The following is a 17,781-nucleotide window of genomic DNA, read 5'->3' on the forward strand; positions in this document are numbered from 1 at the left end:
TTGCTGTCCGATGAAATTCCGCTTTGCCGCTGCTGCCATGGCCACGACCCTGTTCGTGGGCATGGTCTCCGCCCAGACCCCGCAACCGGCCCCGCAGCCGGTGCCTGCGCCTGCCGCCGCCCCGGCCACCGTGGCCACCCCGCCGGCACCGGCGCCCAGCGTTTCCAAGGCCTGGATCCTGATGGATTACGCCACCGGCCAGGTCCTGGCCGGCGAGAACGTGCACCAACAGCTGGCCCCGGCCAGCATCACCAAGGTGATGACCTCCTACGTGGTCGCCGCCGAGGTCAAGAACGGCAAGGTCCGTTCCGACGACCAGGTGATGATGAGCGAGCGCGCCTGGCGCGAAGGCGGCGCCGGTACCGACGGCAGCTACAGCGGCTTCCCGGTCAACCAGACCGCACGCCTGGAAGACATGGAAAAGGGCATGGCGGTCCAGTCCGGCAACGACGCGGCGATCGCGCTGGCCGAACACGTGGCCGGCAGCGAGGAAGCGTTTGCGTCGCTGATGAACAGCTACGCGGCCAAGATCGGCATGAAGGACTCGCATTTCGTCAATGCGCACGGCCTGAGCGCGCCGGGCCACCACACCACCGCCTACGACCTGGCGCTGCTGGGCCGGGCGATGGTGCGTGACTATCCGGAAACCTACGCCTACAACAAGATCAAGGAATTCACCGTAGGCAACATCAAGCAGCCCAACCGCAACCAGCTGCTGTGGCGCGACCAGAGCGTGGACGGGATCAAGACCGGCCACACCTCCGAGGCCGGCTACTGCCTGATGAGTTCGGCCCAGCGTGGCGACCAGCGCCTGGTTGCCGTGGTGCTGGGCGGCAGCTCGGAAAAGCAGCGCGCCGATGACAGCATGGCGCTGCTCAACTGGGGCTTCCGCTTCTTCGAAACCCACCGCATGTACGAGCCGGGCAAGGCCGTGGCCGAGCACAAGGTGTGGAAGGGCAAGGCGCCCACCGTGCAGCTGGGCGTGGCCCAGCCGCTGCTGGTGAGCGTGCCGCGCGGCCGCTACAACGACCTCAAGCCGAGCATCGATGTACCCAAGACCCTGGAGGCACCGTTCACCGCCGGCCAGCCGATCGGCACGCTGAAGGTGATGCTGGATGGCAAGGTGGTGGCCGAAGCCCCGCTGGTGGCCGTGGCCGCCGTTGAAGAAGCCGGTTTCTTCAAGCGCCTGTGGGACAGCTTCTGGATGTGGTGGGAATCGGAATAATCCCGGTTCGACCGCGATGAAGAAAGACCGGCGAAAGCCGGTCTTTTTTTGTGCGTGGACATGGCAATGATCGCGCTGGTACCCGCCCCTCGGGTCGGACCTACCGGTTGTTGGCGCGATTGCGGCAGGTCTGGTGCGTGTTGCAGCGACCCGGGCAAGGCAAAAAAAGACCGGCCTGCGCCGGTCTTTTTCTCTTTGGTGTACCGACCAACGGTCGGTAGCTACCGCTTCACCATCAGTCGGCCGCCTACAGCGACCGGCTGATGGTGAAGCTGCCGAACACCGGCGCTTCGCGCTGGCCGTCGAATTCGCGGGTGCTGTGGTAGCGGGCCATGGCGAATTTCCAGCGGCCGCGCATCACCGCCACGCCGTAGCCGGCCTGGCCCACCACGTGGCGCTTGTCCACGCTGTGGCTGTTGCGGAAGGTATTGCCGTCCAGGGTGATATCGCGGATCACCCAGGACGCGTCGGTGGTGGCGAACAGGTGCCAGGACCAGCCGGCCGGCTTGCCGCCGCGGGTCGGGGCGGTGTTCTCGCCGGCCGGGCGCAGCGGGGTGCTGCCGAAATCGTCGGGCAGCTTCCAGCCAAAGCGCAGCTCGCCGCCGGCGTTGGCGTGGGTGGCCAGGTTGCCGACCGCGCCGCCATAGTGGCTGATCGCATCCCAGCCCCAGCCACCGGCATTGACGCTGGCGTCGGCCGGCCAGCGGCGCATGCGCTCGTGGGTCAGCATGAACACCGGCTCGTTGTGCAGCTGGTTGTCCCAGCCCTGGAACTTCTCATCGCCCAGCACGCTGTGCACCGCGTTCTGCACCTGTTTGCCCTGCGCCCACGGCCCCACCACGCCCACCGCCAGCTGGGTGGTCTGCAGGCGGTCGCCGCGGCGCGCGTTGTAGCCGAAGCTGGCGATCAGCACGCCGGCATACGGGCGGTCGTCCTCGATCAGGTCCCGGCGGGTGAAGTCGCTGGGAGTGAAGATGCCCTGGGCCAGGCTGAAGATCATGTTCTGCTGCTCGAACTGCCCCGGGTGCAGCTTCTCCAGATGGCGGTTGACCCAGCGCGCCAGCCGCGGCAGGCAGGGGTCGTCGGTGTAGTCGACCAGGTTGGGCGAGACCAGGGTGATCTGGGCGCCGTTGGTATAGCCCTGGTCCTGGTCGGCGCCGCCGAACAGGTCGTTGTCCACCCGGAAGTTCACCTGCGGCGGGTGCTCGCGCATTGCATCGGGACCGCACTGGGAGGCGGCGTGTACGGCCGGGGCGGCCAGTGCCAGGACGCCGGCGAGGGCGGCCGGCAACGCGTAGGGCTTCAACTGCATGGGATTCCCGCTCAGGGTTTGTTCTGTTTTTATGCCAAAGCAGCGTAATCAGCGCGTGAGGCGGTGAACAGGCCCGCGCATGCATTGGAGCGTCTTGCTGGTGAAGCCGGCTTTTCACGTGGCGTTGGTGGCAGGTATGGGCACGATCACGCAAGGCTTGGGTTCGGCCGCAGGCGTCCCCATAATCGCGGTCATGGAAATCAAGTCTGACAACCCCGACCACGGCTTCCAGTTCCCCGGCCAGTTCGAACTCAGCGCCATGGGCGCGGCTGGCCAGGAGCTGGAACGCGAATTGCCGCGCCTGCTTGAGCTGGCCGGCCTGGAAGTGCTGACCGAGCGGATCAGCTGGAAACACTCGTCCAACGGCAAGTATGTGTCGGTGCGGCTGGTGTTCAAGGCCGACAACCGCGAGCAGTACGATGCGGCCCATGCCGTGCTGCGCGACCATCCGGAAGTGAAGTGGACGCTGTAGCGGACGGCACCGCGCCGGCGCCGGGCCAGCGGGCGGCGCAGCCGGCGATCGTGCGCGATCTCGGCCGCCAGGCCTATGCCCCGGTCTGGCACGCCATGCAGCGTTTCACCGATGCGCGCAGCGATGCCAGCGCCGACGAGTTGTGGGTGGTCGAGCACGATCCGGTGTTCACCCTGGGCCAGGCCGGCAAGGACGAGCACGTGCTGGCCCCGGGCGACATCCCGGTGCTGCACGTGGACCGGGGTGGCCAGGTGACCTACCACGGCCCCGGCCAGCTGGTGGTCTACCCGCTGCTGCAGCTGCGCCGGCTGGGAATCGGGGTGCGCGATTACGTGTGCCGGATCGAACAGGCGATCATCGACACCCTGGACGAATGGAATATCGGCGCTGAACGGCGCGACGGCGCGCCGGGGGTCTACGTGGGCGGCGCCAAGATCGCCGCGCTGGGCATCCGGGTGCGCCGCGGCTGCACCTTCCATGGCCTGGCCTTCAATGTGGCCATGGACCTGGAGCCGTTCGGCCGCATCAACCCCTGTGGCTATCAAGGGCTGCAGGTGACCTCGGTGCTAGACTTGGGGGGACCGTCCGGCATGGCGGCCGTCACGCCGGTACTGCTGGGCCATCTGGCCCGCCAGTTCGGCCTGGAGCTCCAGCCGCACCCTGATTTGCCCGATCTGACAGACGCGGCCTAGCGCCGCCGACCAAGGCCATGACTGAAACCACCGCTCGCATCATTCCCCTGCAGGTCGTGCAGGGTGACACGCCGTCCGCCGCGCCGTTGCAGACGGGGGTCAAACAGGTGGGCGGTGACAAGATCGGCCGCTCGCCGGTGCAGTTCGCCGACGTGCCGGTGCTGCGCAAGCCGTCCTGGATCCGGGTCCGGATCCCGTCGGGCAACGCCGTGCAGCTGCTCAAGGCCAAGCTGCGCGAGAACCGCCTGGTGACGGTCTGCGAAGAAGCCAGCTGCCCGAACATCCATGAGTGCTTCAGCCACGGCACCGCCACCTTCATGATCCTCGGCGAGGTCTGCACGCGCCGTTGTTCGTTCTGCGATGTCGCCCACGGCCGGCCCAAGCCGCCCGATGCCGGCGAGCCGGCCAGCTTGGCGCAGACGGTGGCCGACATGGGCCTGAAGTACGTGGTGGTGACCAGCGTGGACCGCGACGACCTGCGCGACGGCGGTGCTCAGCACTTCGCCGACTGCATCGGGGCGATCCGCGCCAAGTCGCCCAACACCCGCATCGAGGTGCTGACCCCGGACTTCCGCGGCAAGGGCCGCATGGAGCGGGCGCTGGACATCCTGGCGACCAACCCGCCGGACGTGTTCAACCACAACATCGAGACCGTGCCGGACCTGTACCGCAATGTGCGCCCGGGCGCGGACTACCAGTGGTCGCTGACCCTGCTGAAGAACTTCAAGGCCCAGCACCCGGGCATCGCCACCAAGTCCGGCATCATGCTGGGTCTGGGCGAGGACCTGGAGCAGGTGCAGGCGACCCTGCGCGACCTGCGCGCCCACGATGTGGACATGATCACCATCGGACAGTACCTGCAGCCCACCGCGCACCACCACCCGGTGCTGCGCTACTGGACGCCGGAGGAATACAAGGCGCTGGAAGTCTATGGCTACGCGCTGGGCTTCAGCCATGTCGCCTCGGGCCCGATGGTGCGCTCGTCGTACCACGCCGATGTGCAGGCCAAGGGGGCGGGGGTCGCCTGATTCCAGGTTTGCTGTGGAAAGCAGCGCCTCGGTCGCTCACGTGCCTGGAGGGGGCAGGTAGCCCTCTCCAGGACACGCCAAAGCCCATCCCTGGTGCTCGTCTGGCGCCATCCATGGCGCCAACGGTCCCGGAGAGGGCTACCTGCCCCCTCCGGGACAGTATCCGGCGCTGGCGGATGGTAAAGGCGCGCATTGCGGCGTTTCGTATTTTGTTCGAACACGTTTCTTCGGCATCGCGGTAGGTACCCACCGTTGGTGGGTACGCGCTGCTCCGTCGTGTTTCCCACCGACCAACGGTCGGTGGCTACCCCGCCGGTCGTGCCTGCGCCATTCACAATTTGCTACAGGCCCCGGTTTAGGCTGGAAATCCCTGTTGCGCGGGGATGGATGACAAACCCTGCAACTTTCGGCACTGTCGTGTGGTCTGATCCGCACGCAGTCTCCCCCCTGGCAAGGTGCCACGAGCAAGTCGATGAAATTCAAAGCCCCCGCATTCCTGATGGCCCTGGCCCTGACCGCGCCATTGGCCCTGGCCGCTTACGCCGATTCGCCGGCGCTGCCATCGGCGGCCACGGCCGACCAGGTGACCACCTCCAAGCTGGTCTACGGACTGCTCTCGGACAGCCGCTACGCCTACCGGCCGCGCGCGCTCGATGCGGCCACCTCCAAGGACGTGTTCAAGCGTTACCTGGAAACCCTGGACGGCAGCAAGCAGTTCTTCACCCAGGCTGACATCACCCGCTTTGCGCCGTTCGAGGCCAATATCGCCAACGCCATCCGCGGCGGTGAGCTGGAGCCGGCGTTCCAGGTGTTTGCGGTGTACAAGCAGCGGGTGGGCGAGCGCATCGGCTACGCGCGCAAACTGCTCAAGCAGGACTTCGATTTCAGCACCGACGACAGGTTCGAGTACGACCGCAAGGACGTGCCCTGGGCGGCCAGCAACGCCGAACTGGACGAACTGTGGCGCAAGTCGGTAAAGAACGACTGGCTGCGGCTGAAGCTGGCCGGCAAGCAGCCTGCCGAGATCCGCAAGACGCTGGACAAGCGTTATGCCACGCTGGAAAAGTCGGTCAACGAGTTGAAGGGCGAGGACGCGTTCCAGTTCTTCCTCAACGCCTACACCAGTGCGGTGGATCCGCACACCGACTACTTCACCCCGCGTACCGCCGAGAACTTCAACCAGGCCATGTCGCTGTCGCTGGAAGGCATCGGCGCGCAGCTTCAGCGCCAGGACGACATGGTGGTGATCCGCGAGGTCATCGCCGGCGGCCCGGCTGCGGTCAATGGCACGCTCAAGCCGGGCGACCGCATCGTCGGCGTCGGCCAGGGCAAGTCCGGCCCGATCGAAGATGTGATTGGCTGGCGCATCGACGATGTGGTGGCCAAGATCCGCGGCAAGAAGGACACCCAGGTGCGGCTGGAATTCATTCCGGCCGAGGAAGGCGTGGACGGCAAGCACCATGCGCTGGTGTTGACCCGGCAGAAGGTGCGGCTGGCCGAACAGGCGGCCAAGGGCGAGACCCTGACCATCCCGGCCAAGGACGGCGAGCCGGCGCGCAAGGTCGGCGTGATCAAGCTGCCGACCTTCTACCAGGACTTCGAAGGCCGCCGCCGCAACGCCACCGACTACGCCTCGGCGACCCGTGACGTGGCCAAGTTGCTGGCCGGTTTCAAGGCCGACAAGCTCGATGGCGTGGTGCTGGACCTGCGCAACAACGGCGGTGGTTCGCTGGACGAAGCGATCGAACTGACCGGCCTGTTCATCGAGCAGGGCCCGGTGGTGCAGGTGCGCGAATCCGGTGGCCGGGTCACCGTCAACAGCGACCGCAGCGAAGCGGTGGCCTGGGACGGCCCGCTGGCGGTGCTGATCAACCGTGGCTCGGCCTCGGCCTCGGAGATCTTCGCCGGCGCCATCCAGGACTACGGCCGTGGCCTGGTGATCGGTGAAACCACCTTCGGCAAGGGCACCGTGCAGAACATCGTCGACCTGGACCGCTGGCCGAGCGGGGAGGCCCAGCGTTTCGGCCAGGTCAAGCTGACCATCGCCCAGTTCTTCCGGGTCAGCGGCAGCAGCACCCAGCACAAGGGCGTGGTGCCCGACCTGGCCTTCCCGGCCAGCGTGGACGCCACCGAGTACGGCGAAAGCACCTACGACAACGCCTTGCCATGGACCCGCATCGCCGCCGTGCCGCATACCCAGTACGGCAACTTCGGCGCGCTGCTGCCCAAGCTGGAAGCCCGGCATGCCAGCCGCATCGCCACCGACAAGGAGTTCCAGTGGTGGAACGAGGACGTCGAGCAGTTCCGCGCCGAAAAGGCCAAGAAGTACATCTCGCTCAACGAGGCCGAGCGCCGCGCCGAGCGTGAGAAGCAGGACCGGCAGCGCACCGACCGCCAGGCGATCCGCAAGCAGCTGGGCCTGGACCTGGACCCGCTGGCCGATGACAGCAACGATGACGGCCTGACCGGCAACGAGCGCGACATCGTCAAGGATGCCGCACGCGAGAAGGCCGCCGAGAAGCGCCCCGATCCGCTGCTGCGCGAGTCGGCCTCGATCCTGGCCGATGCGGTCAACCTGCTGGAGAACGACCGCCCGCTGTCGGCGCAGGTGCTGCCGCAGTCCACCGCGGTGGGCCGCTGGGCCGATTGAGGCGCCGGGGCTGGCCACGGCGCGGCCCAGGTGAACCTACAACAACGAAGGGCCGGCCGGTGCGCCGGCCCTTCGCCGTTTAAACCTGGCGCATACGCGCCCAGGGCTATGCTGGGCCGAGTCTGTTCTCGCAGGAGCGCCCATGCGGCTGTCCCATGCAATTCCGGCGGGCCTGTTGGCCCTGTCGCTGACCGCCTGCGGCGGTCGTGCCGCCGACAGCACCCTGATCCGTGAATCGTTCGATTCCGGCGACACCTATTCGCGGGCCGTGCCCGGTGCGCCCGGCCTGGCCTGCGAGGCCGCCCGGCGCACCCTGCTCAGCCAGGGCTATGCGATCGCCCGCGCCGATGCCGAGGCGGTGGAAGGCAACAAGAACTTCCAGCCGCGCCAGGACGAGCACGAGCAGCTGGTGCTGCGAATTTCCTGCGCGGCGCGCGGCGAGCAGGCGCTGGTATTCGTCAGCGCCGTACAGGACCGCTACGCGCTGAAGAAGAGCCCGACCTCGGCCAGTGTCGGCGTTGGTGCGCTGGGCTCGGTGTCGCTGCCGTTCGGCAGCAACGACGATTCGCTGGTGAAGGTGGCCAGCAGCACGGTGCAGGACGCCGGTTTCTATCGCCGCTTCTTCGAGCGCCTGCAGCAGTACCTGCCGGCCGCGGCGGCAGCACCGGCGCCTGCGCCGGTCGAACCGGCCAAGCCCGCCGAGCCCGCCGAGCCCGCCGCAGTGCCGCCGCCGGCCGCCGCCGCACCGGTACCGGCCCCTGCGGTGGACACCCCCGCGCCGGCGTACTGAGCGGGCAGGCAGGGTGCAGCCAGCTGGCGACACACGACGGCGGCCTGCCTTGGCCGCGCTAGGCGCGTTGCTGTGCACCGCGCTGGCGGCCACGGTGTCCACGGCCGCCTCGGCGGCGCCGGCCTGTGGTACCCAGGCGCTGCTGGAAGAGCTCGGCTGGCGCATCGAGCCCACCATGCTGGCCACACCGGTGGTGCACGGTGGGCCGGTCTGCGAACGTGCCGACCTGGCCCAGGCGCAGTCCGCCGGCGACCTGCGCGTGCAGTTGCCACGGCACTGGGATGCCGCGCAGCGCGCCGCGTTCCTGCCACGGTTGTTCGACGACCCGGCCACGGTCTGCGCCTACGCCTTCAAACTCGGCCAGGCCACCCGCCGCGCCACCACCCGGCTGCAGGACAACCCGGGGTACCGTTTCTCGGCCGTGCAACTGGGCTGGATCGGCTTCGGCGTGCGCGGTGCGTCGGCGCAGGGCTGGCAGCGGTTCCGCAGCTTCGGTCGTGGCTACCAGCCGGCGGCCGGCAACAGCGACGCGCTGCAGAGTTTCTACAGCGGCAAGGTCCGCTCCGAATGCGGGGTGGGCCGGCAGGTGGCGCAGCTGACCACCCAGCGCGAGCTGTACGGCGATGCCGCCTTCGATGCGGCGTTCACCCCGGGCGAGTTGTCGATCGGCACCTTCCTCACGCTGCACCAGACCGACAGCATCCTGCTTGGCCGCCACGCCGGCACCTTCCTGGCCGATGGCAAGGCCAGGCAGACCGCGCAGCGCGGCCGCCAGGCCTTCGTCGGCGCACCGGGCTTCATCGAGCACGTGTTCGACCGCAGCTACCTGGACGACATCAACAACCAGGCCGAGAACTTCGTGGTGGTCGATGTCAGCGACGCGGCCGCCCGCGCGCTGCGCCAACACCAGGGCTTTGCCCATTACGATGCACGCAACCGGCGCATCTGGTCGCTGGCCCGGCGCATGCCCGGCCCCGGCCCGCGCCGCTTCGAGCGGCTGCTGGTCGAGCGCGACCGGGCCCTGCGCGCGCAGGTGCCGGCCCAACAGCAACCGCTGCTGAAGGAACTGGACCAGCTGCTGGACGATCCGTTCTACCAGGGCTTCCTCATTTACGTGCATCCTCACGGTATACGTCCGGTGGGCTATCACATCGCCCGCCTGCTCGACCGCAACCCGCGCACGCCGTATGCCTTCGAGCTGGGCCTGCACAACCTGCATACCACGCTGTACCGGCGCTGGATCGACACTCGCCTTGGCCAGTGCGACGCCCCACCGGCAGCGATTCGGCAACACAACCCGTACGTTGGAAGGTGAAAGATGGACATTGCAATGATTGGACTGGGGCGCATGGGCGCCAACATGGCCGAGCGCCTGCATCGCGGTGGGCACACCGTGATAGGCGTGGACCCGGGGCAGGCGGCGCGCGACAGCGCGGCCAAGCGGGGTTTCCAGGTCAGCGCCTCGGTCGCCGACGCATTGGCGACGCTGCCGGTGCCGCGCGTGGTGTGGCTGATGGTGCCGGCCGGCGAAGTGGTCGACCAGACCCTGGCCGCGCTGGCGCCGCATCTGTCCGCAGGCGATGTGGTGATCGATGGCGGCAATTCGTACTACAAGGATTCGATGCGGCGTGCCATCCAGCTGCAGGCCGATGAGGTGAGCTATGTCGACTGCGGCACCAGCGGTGGGGTGTGGGGCCTGCAGGAAGGCTACAGCCTGATGATCGGTGGCGATGCCGGCGCGGTCGAACGCGTGGAAGCGATCTTCCGCACCCTGGCGCCGGGCGAAGACCGCGGCTGGGCGCATGTCGGCCCGAGCGGTGCCGGCCACTTCTGCAAGATGGTCCACAACGGTATCGAGTACGGGATGATGCAGGCCTACGCCGAAGGCTTTGCGCTGATGCAGCACAAGACCGCGTTCAACCTGGACCTGGCACAGGTCGCCAAGGCCTGGCAGCACGGCAGCGTGGTGCGCTCGTGGCTGCTGGACCTGAGCGCCGATGCGCTGGGCCGCAACCCGCAGCTGGACGGCATCGCGCCCTACGTGGAGGACTCCGGCGAGGGGCGTTGGACCGTGGCCGAGGCGATCGACCTGGACGTGCCGGCGCCGGTGATCACCCTGTCGCTGCTGGAACGCCTGCGCTCGCGCGAAAAGAACTCCTTCAGCGACCGCCTGCTGGCGGCGATGCGCAACGAGTTCGGCGGGCACGCGATCAAGAGCAAATAAGGGGCAACAAACCTTCGCCCCGCTGCCCGGCAAAGACGCGCGGTAGACCCATGCCATGCGTGGGATGCCGCGCGCAGCGCGGCGCAAGCATCCGGCACCGCGCTGCTGCGATGCCGTGATCGCATTCGGCGCCGACACGCAACCGAAGCCCACCGTCAGGCGTGGCGTGTGGCGCGTGGCCGAGCCGAGCGCATCCACGCGTAGCGTGGATGTACGCGGGCGGCTCAGCGCAAATCGATGCGCATGCCGCGCTGTGCACTCTGCTGCCCGGCCTCGAGCAGGCGCATCAGCTGCACCGCCTGTTCGGCGCTGACCGTGGGCGGGCCCACCCCCAGCATCGCGTCGCGGAACTGCGCATACAGGCGCCGGTAGTCGCCGGGCACGTTGTCCACGCTGCTGCGCTGGGGGCGGCCGTCGGCGTCCAGGCAGACGTGCTGTCCGTGCAGCGGGTCCAGGCCCCAGCCCGGTGCGCCCGGGGCGACACCGTCGCGCAATTGTTCTTCCTGCACGTCGCGGCCTTCCTTGAGGTAGCTGCCGGCGCTGCCATGCACGGCGAAGCGCGGCGCCGAGGCGGCCACCAGCGAGCCGGCATGCACGATGGCGCGGTGCCGTGGGTAGTGCAGCACCGCATGGAAATAGTCATCGCTGTGCGCATCGTCGCGCTGCGCGGCCAGGTCGGCGCTGATCGCCTCGGGCCAGCCGAACAGTTGCAGCATCTGGTCCAGCAGGTGCGGGCCCAGGTCCATCCACAGCCCGGCGCCGGGCGCGGCGCTCTCGCGCCAGCGCGTGCGCACCTGCGGGCGGTAGCGGTCGAAGTGCGAATGGCATTCGGCGATCCGGCCCAGCCGGCCTTCGTCCAGCAGCTGGCGCAGGCTCAGGAAGTCCGCGTCGAAGCGCCGGTTCTGGAATACCGTGACGATCCGTTCGGCATCGCGCGCGGTCTGCACCACGGCTTCGGCCTGCGCCACATCCAGGGTGAACGGTTTGTCCACCAGCACATGCTTGCCGGCCTGCAGCGCGGCCAGCGCCAGCGGCGCATGTTCGGCGTTGGGGGTGGCGATCACCACCGCGTCGATTGCCGGGTCGTCCAGCAGCGGTTGTGGGTGCGGATGGATGTGCACGTCGGTGAAGCTGCGCAGCAGCCGGTCGCGCTGCGAGCTGACGATGCTGTGCAGGGCAAGCCCCGGTGTGTGCTGGATCAACGGCGCATGGAAGACGCTGCCGGCCAGCCCGTAGCCGATCAATCCCACCTGCAGTGCGGCGGCCATGGTGTGCTCCCGTGATGGCAGAGGTACAGGGTAGCGGCTGCGGCCGGGCGGCGGAACCTGAACGGTTGTGCATGAACCTGAGCGGTTCACGGCGGCGTTATGTCGCGCCGACGTGCCGCACACGGGGCGGCAGTGACACTGGCGGCACACCCAGGAGACACCGATCATGACCAACACGACCCGCAATCTGCTTGCTGCTTCGCTTGCTTTGGGCATGGTGCTTGGCACCGCTTCGGCCATGGCCAAGGATCCGCCCAAGACCACCGACCACGGTGCCATGACCCACGCCGATAAGCATGATTCGGCCGAACCGGTGACCGACAGCTGGATCACCACCAAGGTCAAGACCGATCTGCTGACCAGCAAGAATGTGCCCGGCACCGAGGTCAAGGTGGAGACCGTCAATGGCGTGGTTACCCTCAGCGGCACCGTGGCCAGCCAGGCCGAGCATGACAAGGCCGTCCGCGTGACCCAGCAGATCAAGGGCGTCAAGCGTGTCGACGCCAGTGCGCTGAAGGTCAGCGCCGCTGCTGCCACGCGCTGATCCGCACCATCGCCTGTCTGACACGAGGCGCGCCGCAAGGCGCGCCTTTTTGATGGCCATCTGCACGCGCGGGGTAGTGCCGGCCGCTGGCCGGCAACCTGCAGAAGATCAAGCTGCAGCGTCTTGATCTTCCGCCCTCCTCTGAACAAATCACGGTGTGCGGAACGAAAAGCGGCCGGCCACGGGTCGGGACTACCAAAGCAACAGCAACCGCAACCGCAGCCGGGTATTGCCCGGCCGTTCCAGGCGGCGCACGAAGCGTTTTCCTAAACCATTCAGATAATTCCACCCAGCCTATTCACAATGCGGTGGGGTATATTCACCGCTTCGCCCTCGCTGGGGTGCCGGGCTTGCCGGGCGGCCGCGGGTGGGCACCGCCGGCAACGGCACCGTGAGCTTGAACAAGAGGGACTATGGCGCTGGTTTTCAGTGATGAAATCTGGGACCGCTGGCGCTTGCCGGCATTGGCATTGGCGGCGGTGGCGATCATCGTGGTGCCGTGGCTGACCCTGCGCAAACTCTCCCAGGACAATGTCGAGGCGATGCGCTGGGTGACCCATACCCAGGATGTCGGCGTGGCGGTGTATCAGTTGCAGGCCGACGTGCGCGACGTCGAATCGGCGGCGCTGACCATGTCCAAGGGCATCGATGCGCCCGGCCTGCGCGAGCGCCTGGCCCAGGCCAACGACATTCCGCCGCGGCTGCAGCGCCTGGCCGAACTGACCCGCGACAATCCCGAGCAGCTGGTGCGCATCGGCCGCATCCAGTCGATGCTGGAACGGCGCATGGAGCTGGCCAGGCAGTTGGCCCGCGCCGCGCCCGACAGCGACCAGCGCCAACTGGTACAGGACCTGACCACCCGCTACCCGATCCGCAACCTGATCGAGGAACTGCAGGCCAGCGAACAGACGCTGCTGGAACAACGGACCCGCCAGTTCGACCAGCAGCGCAGCCAGGGCGAGCTGGTGTCGTGGACCGCGCTGCTGGTGCAGTTGGCCCTGCTGGGTCTGGTGCTGTGGCTGCTGCACCGCCAGATCGGCCACCGCGCCAGTGCCGAGCGCGCCTCGCAGCGGTCGGCCGCGCGTGCGGCCTCGGTGCTGCACACCGTGCGCGAACCGATCGTGCTGCTCGACCGCGATCTGCGCGTGCAGCTGCACAACCCGGCCTTCGCCGAGCTGTACGGGCTGGAGGAGCAGCAGAACAGCGACGGCCGCACCCTGGACAGCATCGGCGATGGCGCCTGGGACGATGCGGTGGTGCGCCAGCGCCTGATCGACGTGCTGCTGCGCGGCCGCGAACTGTGGGACTACGAACACGAACAACGCACCGCCGACGACCAGGTGCGCAGCATGCTGATCAACGCCCGACGCATGCCGCTGCCGGACCAGGACGATGAAGTAGTGCTGATGACCGTCAGCGATGTCACCGTGCAGCGGGCCGTGCAGCAGCGGGTGGAGGAGCTGAACCGGCAGTTGGAAGGCAAGGTCGAGCAGGTGTCCGAGGTCAACCGCGAGCTGGAGGCATTCAGCTATTCGGTGTCGCACGATCTGCGCGCGCCGCTGCGCCATGTCGCCGGCTTCTCCGACAAGCTCACCCGCCACCTGGGCGAGCAGGCCGACGAAAAGTCGCTGCACTACCTGGGCGTGATTTCCAACTCGGCGCGGCGCATGGCCGCGCTGATCGACGACCTGCTGGTGTACTCGCGGCTGGGCCGCGCGGCGATGCGCATGCAGGCGGTGGACATGCAGTCGCTGGTGGCCGATACCCGCTCGATGCTCGATGCCAACCTGCAGAGCGAGAGCGAGGAAACCGGCGTTCAGCGCCAGGTCGAGTGGAAGATCGCACCGTTGCCGATCCTGGTCTGCGATGAAAACATGATGCGGCAGGTATGGCTGAATCTGCTCGGCAACGCGATCAAGTATTCTTCCAACCGCGATCCGGCCAGGATCGAGGTCGATTACCAGCTGCAACCCGATGGCGGCCACCTGTTCACCGTCCGCGACAATGGCGCCGGCTTCGACATGGCCTACGCCGGCAAGCTGTTCGGGGTGTTCCAGAGGCTGCACAAGGCCAGCGACTACCCGGGCACCGGGATCGGCCTGGCCAGCGTGCGCCGCGTGTTGACCCGGCACGGCGGCCGCATCTGGGCCGAATCGGTGGTCGACCAGGGCGCCACCTTCCATTTCCTGCTTCCTCCCGCGCTCGACGCAATCAACAAGGGCTCCGCCGCATGACCGCACTCCGTACCATCCTCCTCGCCGAGGACAGCCCCGCCGATGCCGAGATGGCGATGGACGCGCTCAAGGAGGCGCGCCTGGCCAACCCCATCGTGCACGTCGAGGACGGCGTGGAAGCGATGGACTACCTGCTGCGCCGCGGCGCCTACGCCAACCGCGAGGAAGGCCTGCCGGCGGTGCTGCTGCTGGACATCAAGATGCCGCGCATGGACGGCCTGGAAGTACTCAAGGAAATCCGCAACACCGATGAGCTCAAGCGCCTGCCGGTGGTGATCCTGTCGTCTTCGCGCGAGGAAAGCGACCTGGCCCGCAGCTGGGACATGGGCGTGAATGCCTACGTGGTCAAGCCGGTGGACGTGGACCAGTTCTTCGGTGCGGTGCAGACCCTGGGCAAGTTCTGGGCGGTGATCAACCAGGCTCCGGAGCTCGAGTAAGCCCATGCCGCTGACCGGCCCTTCCCTGGGTATGCTGCGCGTCCTGCTGGTGGAAGATTCCCCCGAGGACGCCGAACTGATGTGCGAGCAGATGCTCGACTCGGGACTTGAAGCCTGCTTCGAGCGGGTGGAAAGTGCCGACGAGCTGCGCGATGCGCTGACGCGTTTTTCGCCGGATATCGTGCTCTCGGACCTGAGCATGCCGGGCTTTTCGGGTAACCAGGCGCTGGAGATCGTGCGCAGCTGGCACCCGGATGTGCCGTTCATCTTCGTCTCCGGCACCATGGGCGAGGAAAACGCGGTGGCCGCGCTGCACCAGGGCGCCAACGACTACATCATCAAGCACCAGCCGGCGCGCCTGCCCTCGGCGGTGGCCCGTGCGGTGCGTGAAGCGCGCAGTGCGATCGACCGCCAGCGCGTGGAAGCCGAATTGATGCGCGCCCAGCGGCTGGAAAGCCTGTCGCTGCTCGCCGCCGGCCTCAGCCACGACCTGCGCAACATCCTGCAGCCGCTGCTGATCATGCCGGACCTGCTCAAGGCCCGCACCGAAGACCCGCAGCTGCACCACCTGGCCGACGTGATCGCCGAGTGCGGCCGGCGTGGCCATGAAATGGCCGAATCGATGCTGTCGTTCGTGCGCGGTTCGCGCAAGCCCAGCGAACACATCTGCATCGCCCACCTGTTCGAGGCGGTGGAGTTGCTGTTGCGCAGCAACCTGCCCGACAAGGTCAGCCTGCACCTGGACGTGGCCGATGAAAGCCTGGGCGTGGACGCCAATTACACCGAGCTGCAGCAGGTGTTGCTGAACCTGTCGTTGAACGCGATCCAGGCGATGCCGGCCGGTGGCCGGCTGACCCTGCGCGCGGCGGCCGACGTGGACGGGCAGGGCGAGGACTGGCTGCGCATCTCGGTCAGCGATGAAGGCATCGGCATGGATGCCGAGACGCTCTCGCACCTGTTCAATCCGTTCTTCACCACCAAGGCCAATGGCACCGGCCTGGGCCTGATTTCGTGCAAACGCATCGTCGAAGGCGTGCATGGCAGCATCCACGTCGACAGCACGCCGGGCGTGGGCACCCGTTTCGACCTGCTGTTGCCGATGCGGGAAGTGGCCGCCGACAGCGAAGCGGTCGACCAGCCGATCGCTGCCGGTACCGGTCAGTCGATCCTGGTAGTCGACGGCGAAGCCACGCGCCTGTCGCTGCTGGGCAACGCGCTGTCCAGCCAGGGCTATCACCTGCAGCTGGCCTCCGATGGCGCCGCGGCGCTGCGCTGGATGCAGCAGGAAGCGATGCCGGCCCTGGTGATCGCCGATGCCGGCTCCAAGCTGCTGTCGGCCAGCCACCTGCTCGGCGAGATGGCCTCGCTGGGCTACCGCGGCCCGGCCCTGGTGCTGGAAGAGGCCGACGTCACCGTGCCGCTGGCAGTGTTCCCGCCGGTCATCAACGTGCACGTGCTGCGCAAGCCGCTGGAAATGCAGCAGGTGTTCCGCTCGGTGGCCGAGGCGCTGGAGACGGCCTGATCGTCGGGCGGGGGGCATCGCATGCGCGCTGCCTGCAATCGCCCGCATGCGTACCCACCAACGGTGGGTACCTACCTTTCCCAGGGGAATGCCGGCAGGCTGGCCACGGCCTGTTCCAGCTTGTGCGACCAGCTGCCGTGGATCTGCGCGTACAGCGGCGAATCCCCGGCCAGCCGCATGCGCTGGCTGATGCGCAGGTCGCCGGCGCGGATCAGCACCAGGTCCACCGGCAGGCCCACCGACAGGTTGGAGCGGATGGTCGAGTCCAGCGACACGATCGCGGTGCGCGCGGCATCTTCCAGCCGGGTCTGCGGGCGCAGGATGCGGTCCAGGATCGGCTTGCCGTACTTGGATTCGCCGATCTGCAGGAACGGGGTTTCCGGCGAGGCGGCGATGGCGTTACCGAGCGGGTAGATCATGTACAGCCCGGGATGCTCGCCGCCGATCTGCCCACCCAGGATCAGGGTGGCCTGGGTGTTGACGCCGTCGTGGCCATGCTCGGGATGGCTGCACTGGACCTGGCTGTCCACCAGCACCCGGCCGACGTACTCGGCCACCTCGAACAGGTGGCGGTAGGCGAGCAGGTTGTCCGGCCGCTGCTCGGCCACGTCGCGGTGCAGGCGCGAGATCAGCAGCTGGGTGGTGGCCAGGTTGCCGGCGGCCATGATCACCAGCGCTGCCCGGCCGGGGAAGTCGAACTCGTGCAGCTTGCGGTGCACGCGCACGTCGTCCAGCGAGGCGTTGGTCCGGGTATCGGCGGCGAAGACCAGGCCCTGGTCCACCTGGATGCCGACGCAATAGGTCATGGCGGTGTCCTATGATGTTCACCCCGATTCTAGGCGGTGGCCATGTTGGCCCCGTGTGGATTCGCCCCACGCACGCCAAATACCATGACCACTGTGCTCCTGAGCCTGGGCAGCAACCTGCAGCCGCAACAGCACCTCCACGCCGCCGTGGAGGCCCTGCGCGCGCGTTTCGGCCCGATCCGGGTGTCGCCGGCCTACCGTACCGCGGCGGTCGGCTTTGCCGGCCCGGATTTCCTCAACAATGCCGTGGCTATCGACACCGACCTGCCGCTGGACAGCCTGGATGCCTGGCTGCACGCGCTGGAAGACGCCCACGGCCGCGACCGCAGCGGCCCGCGCTTCAGCGACCGTACCCTGGACATCGACGTGGTGTTCTATGGCGACCTGATCGTGGAGGGCCCCGGCCACCTGCGCATCCCGCGCCCGGAACTCAAGCACGCCTTCGTGCTCAAGCCCCTGGCCGACATCGCCGGGGACTTCATCGACCCGGTCAGCGGGCTGGACCTGGCCACCCTGTGGCGCGCCCACCGCCAGCATGGCGAGGCGTTCGACACGATGGATTTGCCGGGGTAGGTAC

Annotated in this window: 16 protein-coding genes; 13 read left to right on the forward strand and 3 right to left on the reverse strand. The window is 67.8% G+C overall.

The genetic code is table 11. The annotated features are described in order from the left end of the window. Positions 1-10: 10 nt before the first annotated feature. Entirely contained in the window at positions 11-1,225 is a 1,215-nt protein-coding gene (locus IC535_RS09095) for a D-alanyl-D-alanine carboxypeptidase family protein (RefSeq protein ID WP_228885359.1), read from the forward strand. Positions 1,226-1,472: 247 nt separating this feature from the next. Here IC535_RS09095 and IC535_RS09100 read toward each other — a convergent pair whose 3' ends face one another. After that, positions 1,473-2,537 carry a lipid A deacylase LpxR family protein gene (locus tag IC535_RS09100; protein ID WP_228885360.1) on the reverse strand — a complete coding sequence of 355 codons (1,065 nt, stop codon included), beginning with the start codon at positions 2,535-2,537 and terminating at the stop codon, positions 1,473-1,475. Between the two features lie 193 nt (positions 2,538-2,730). Between IC535_RS09100 and IC535_RS09105 the strand changes: the two genes are divergently transcribed. The 7 genes from IC535_RS09105 (at position 2,731) to gnd (ending at position 10,393) form a co-directional block, all read left to right on the forward strand. Beyond that, positions 2,731-3,009, forward strand: coding sequence for a DUF493 family protein (locus IC535_RS09105; protein WP_228885361.1), 279 nt, complete (start codon positions 2,731-2,733; stop codon positions 3,007-3,009). Then, entirely contained in the window at positions 2,997-3,701 is a 705-nt protein-coding gene (gene lipB / locus IC535_RS09110; protein WP_228885362.1) for a lipoyl(octanoyl) transferase LipB, read from the forward strand. The genes IC535_RS09105 and lipB overlap by 13 nt, the downstream gene beginning before the upstream one ends. A 17-nt stretch (positions 3,702-3,718) precedes the next feature. Next, the gene (lipA, locus tag IC535_RS09115) at positions 3,719-4,729 is read left to right on the forward strand and encodes a lipoyl synthase (RefSeq protein WP_228885363.1); all 1,011 of its coding nucleotides are present in this window, start codon (positions 3,719-3,721) and stop codon (positions 4,727-4,729) included. 472 nt (positions 4,730-5,201) lie between these two features. After that, positions 5,202-7,379 (forward strand): carboxy terminal-processing peptidase, encoded by a 2,178-nt coding sequence (locus IC535_RS09120; protein WP_228885364.1) that lies wholly within the window; start codon positions 5,202-5,204, stop codon positions 7,377-7,379. Positions 7,380-7,521: 142 nt separating this feature from the next. Further along, the gene (locus tag IC535_RS09125) at positions 7,522-8,169 is read left to right on the forward strand and encodes a DUF2242 domain-containing protein (protein WP_228885365.1); all 648 of its coding nucleotides are present in this window, start codon (positions 7,522-7,524) and stop codon (positions 8,167-8,169) included. 13 nt (positions 8,170-8,182) lie between these two features. Further along, positions 8,183-9,484, forward strand: a complete 1,302-nt coding sequence (locus tag IC535_RS09130; protein ID WP_429000334.1) for a hypothetical protein — start codon at positions 8,183-8,185, stop codon at positions 9,482-9,484. A 3-nt stretch (positions 9,485-9,487) separates the two neighbouring features. Continuing rightward, the gene (gnd, locus tag IC535_RS09135; protein WP_228885367.1) at positions 9,488-10,393 is read left to right on the forward strand and encodes a phosphogluconate dehydrogenase (NAD(+)-dependent, decarboxylating); all 906 of its coding nucleotides are present in this window, start codon (positions 9,488-9,490) and stop codon (positions 10,391-10,393) included. Positions 10,394-10,617: 224 nt separating this feature from the next. Here the strand turns inward: gnd and IC535_RS09140 are convergent, their stop codons facing one another. Next, a complete protein-coding gene (locus tag IC535_RS09140; protein ID WP_228885368.1) occupies positions 10,618-11,661 on the reverse strand; it encodes an oxidoreductase in 1,044 nt (347 codons plus the stop codon). Between the two features lie 166 nt (positions 11,662-11,827). Here IC535_RS09140 and IC535_RS09145 point away from each other — a divergent pair, with 166 nt between their 5' ends. The 4 genes from IC535_RS09145 (at position 11,828) to IC535_RS09160 (ending at position 16,398) form a co-directional block, all read left to right on the forward strand. Continuing rightward, positions 11,828-12,205: a BON domain-containing protein gene (locus tag IC535_RS09145; protein WP_228885369.1), complete on the forward strand. Its 378-nt coding sequence runs from the start codon at positions 11,828-11,830 to the stop codon at positions 12,203-12,205. A gap of 413 nt (positions 12,206-12,618) precedes the next feature. Further along, positions 12,619-14,439: a sensor histidine kinase gene (locus tag IC535_RS09150; protein ID WP_228885370.1), complete on the forward strand. Its 1,821-nt coding sequence runs from the start codon at positions 12,619-12,621 to the stop codon at positions 14,437-14,439. Further along, entirely contained in the window at positions 14,436-14,876 is a 441-nt protein-coding gene (locus IC535_RS09155) for a response regulator (RefSeq protein ID WP_228885371.1), read from the forward strand. The genes IC535_RS09150 and IC535_RS09155 overlap by 4 nt, the downstream gene beginning before the upstream one ends. A 4-nt stretch (positions 14,877-14,880) precedes the next feature. Beyond that, a complete protein-coding gene (locus IC535_RS09160; RefSeq protein ID WP_228885372.1) occupies positions 14,881-16,398 on the forward strand; it encodes an ATP-binding response regulator in 1,518 nt (505 codons plus the stop codon). A 71-nt stretch (positions 16,399-16,469) separates the two neighbouring features. On the opposite strand, the gene IC535_RS09165 is transcribed toward IC535_RS09160, so the two are convergent. Continuing rightward, a complete protein-coding gene (locus IC535_RS09165) occupies positions 16,470-17,204 on the reverse strand; it encodes a 20S proteasome subunit A/B (RefSeq protein ID WP_228885373.1) in 735 nt (244 codons plus the stop codon). Between the two features lie 84 nt (positions 17,205-17,288). On the opposite strand from IC535_RS09165, the gene folK reads away from it, so the two are divergent. Next, the gene (folK, locus tag IC535_RS09170) at positions 17,289-17,777 is read left to right on the forward strand and encodes a 2-amino-4-hydroxy-6-hydroxymethyldihydropteridine diphosphokinase (RefSeq protein WP_228885374.1); all 489 of its coding nucleotides are present in this window, start codon (positions 17,289-17,291) and stop codon (positions 17,775-17,777) included. The last annotated feature ends 4 nt before the right edge of the window (positions 17,778-17,781 follow it).

Origin of the sequence: Stenotrophomonas rhizophila (genome assembly GCF_020857975.1) — a bacterium.
Taxonomy (GTDB): domain Bacteria; phylum Pseudomonadota; class Gammaproteobacteria; order Xanthomonadales; family Xanthomonadaceae; genus Stenotrophomonas; species Stenotrophomonas rhizophila_C.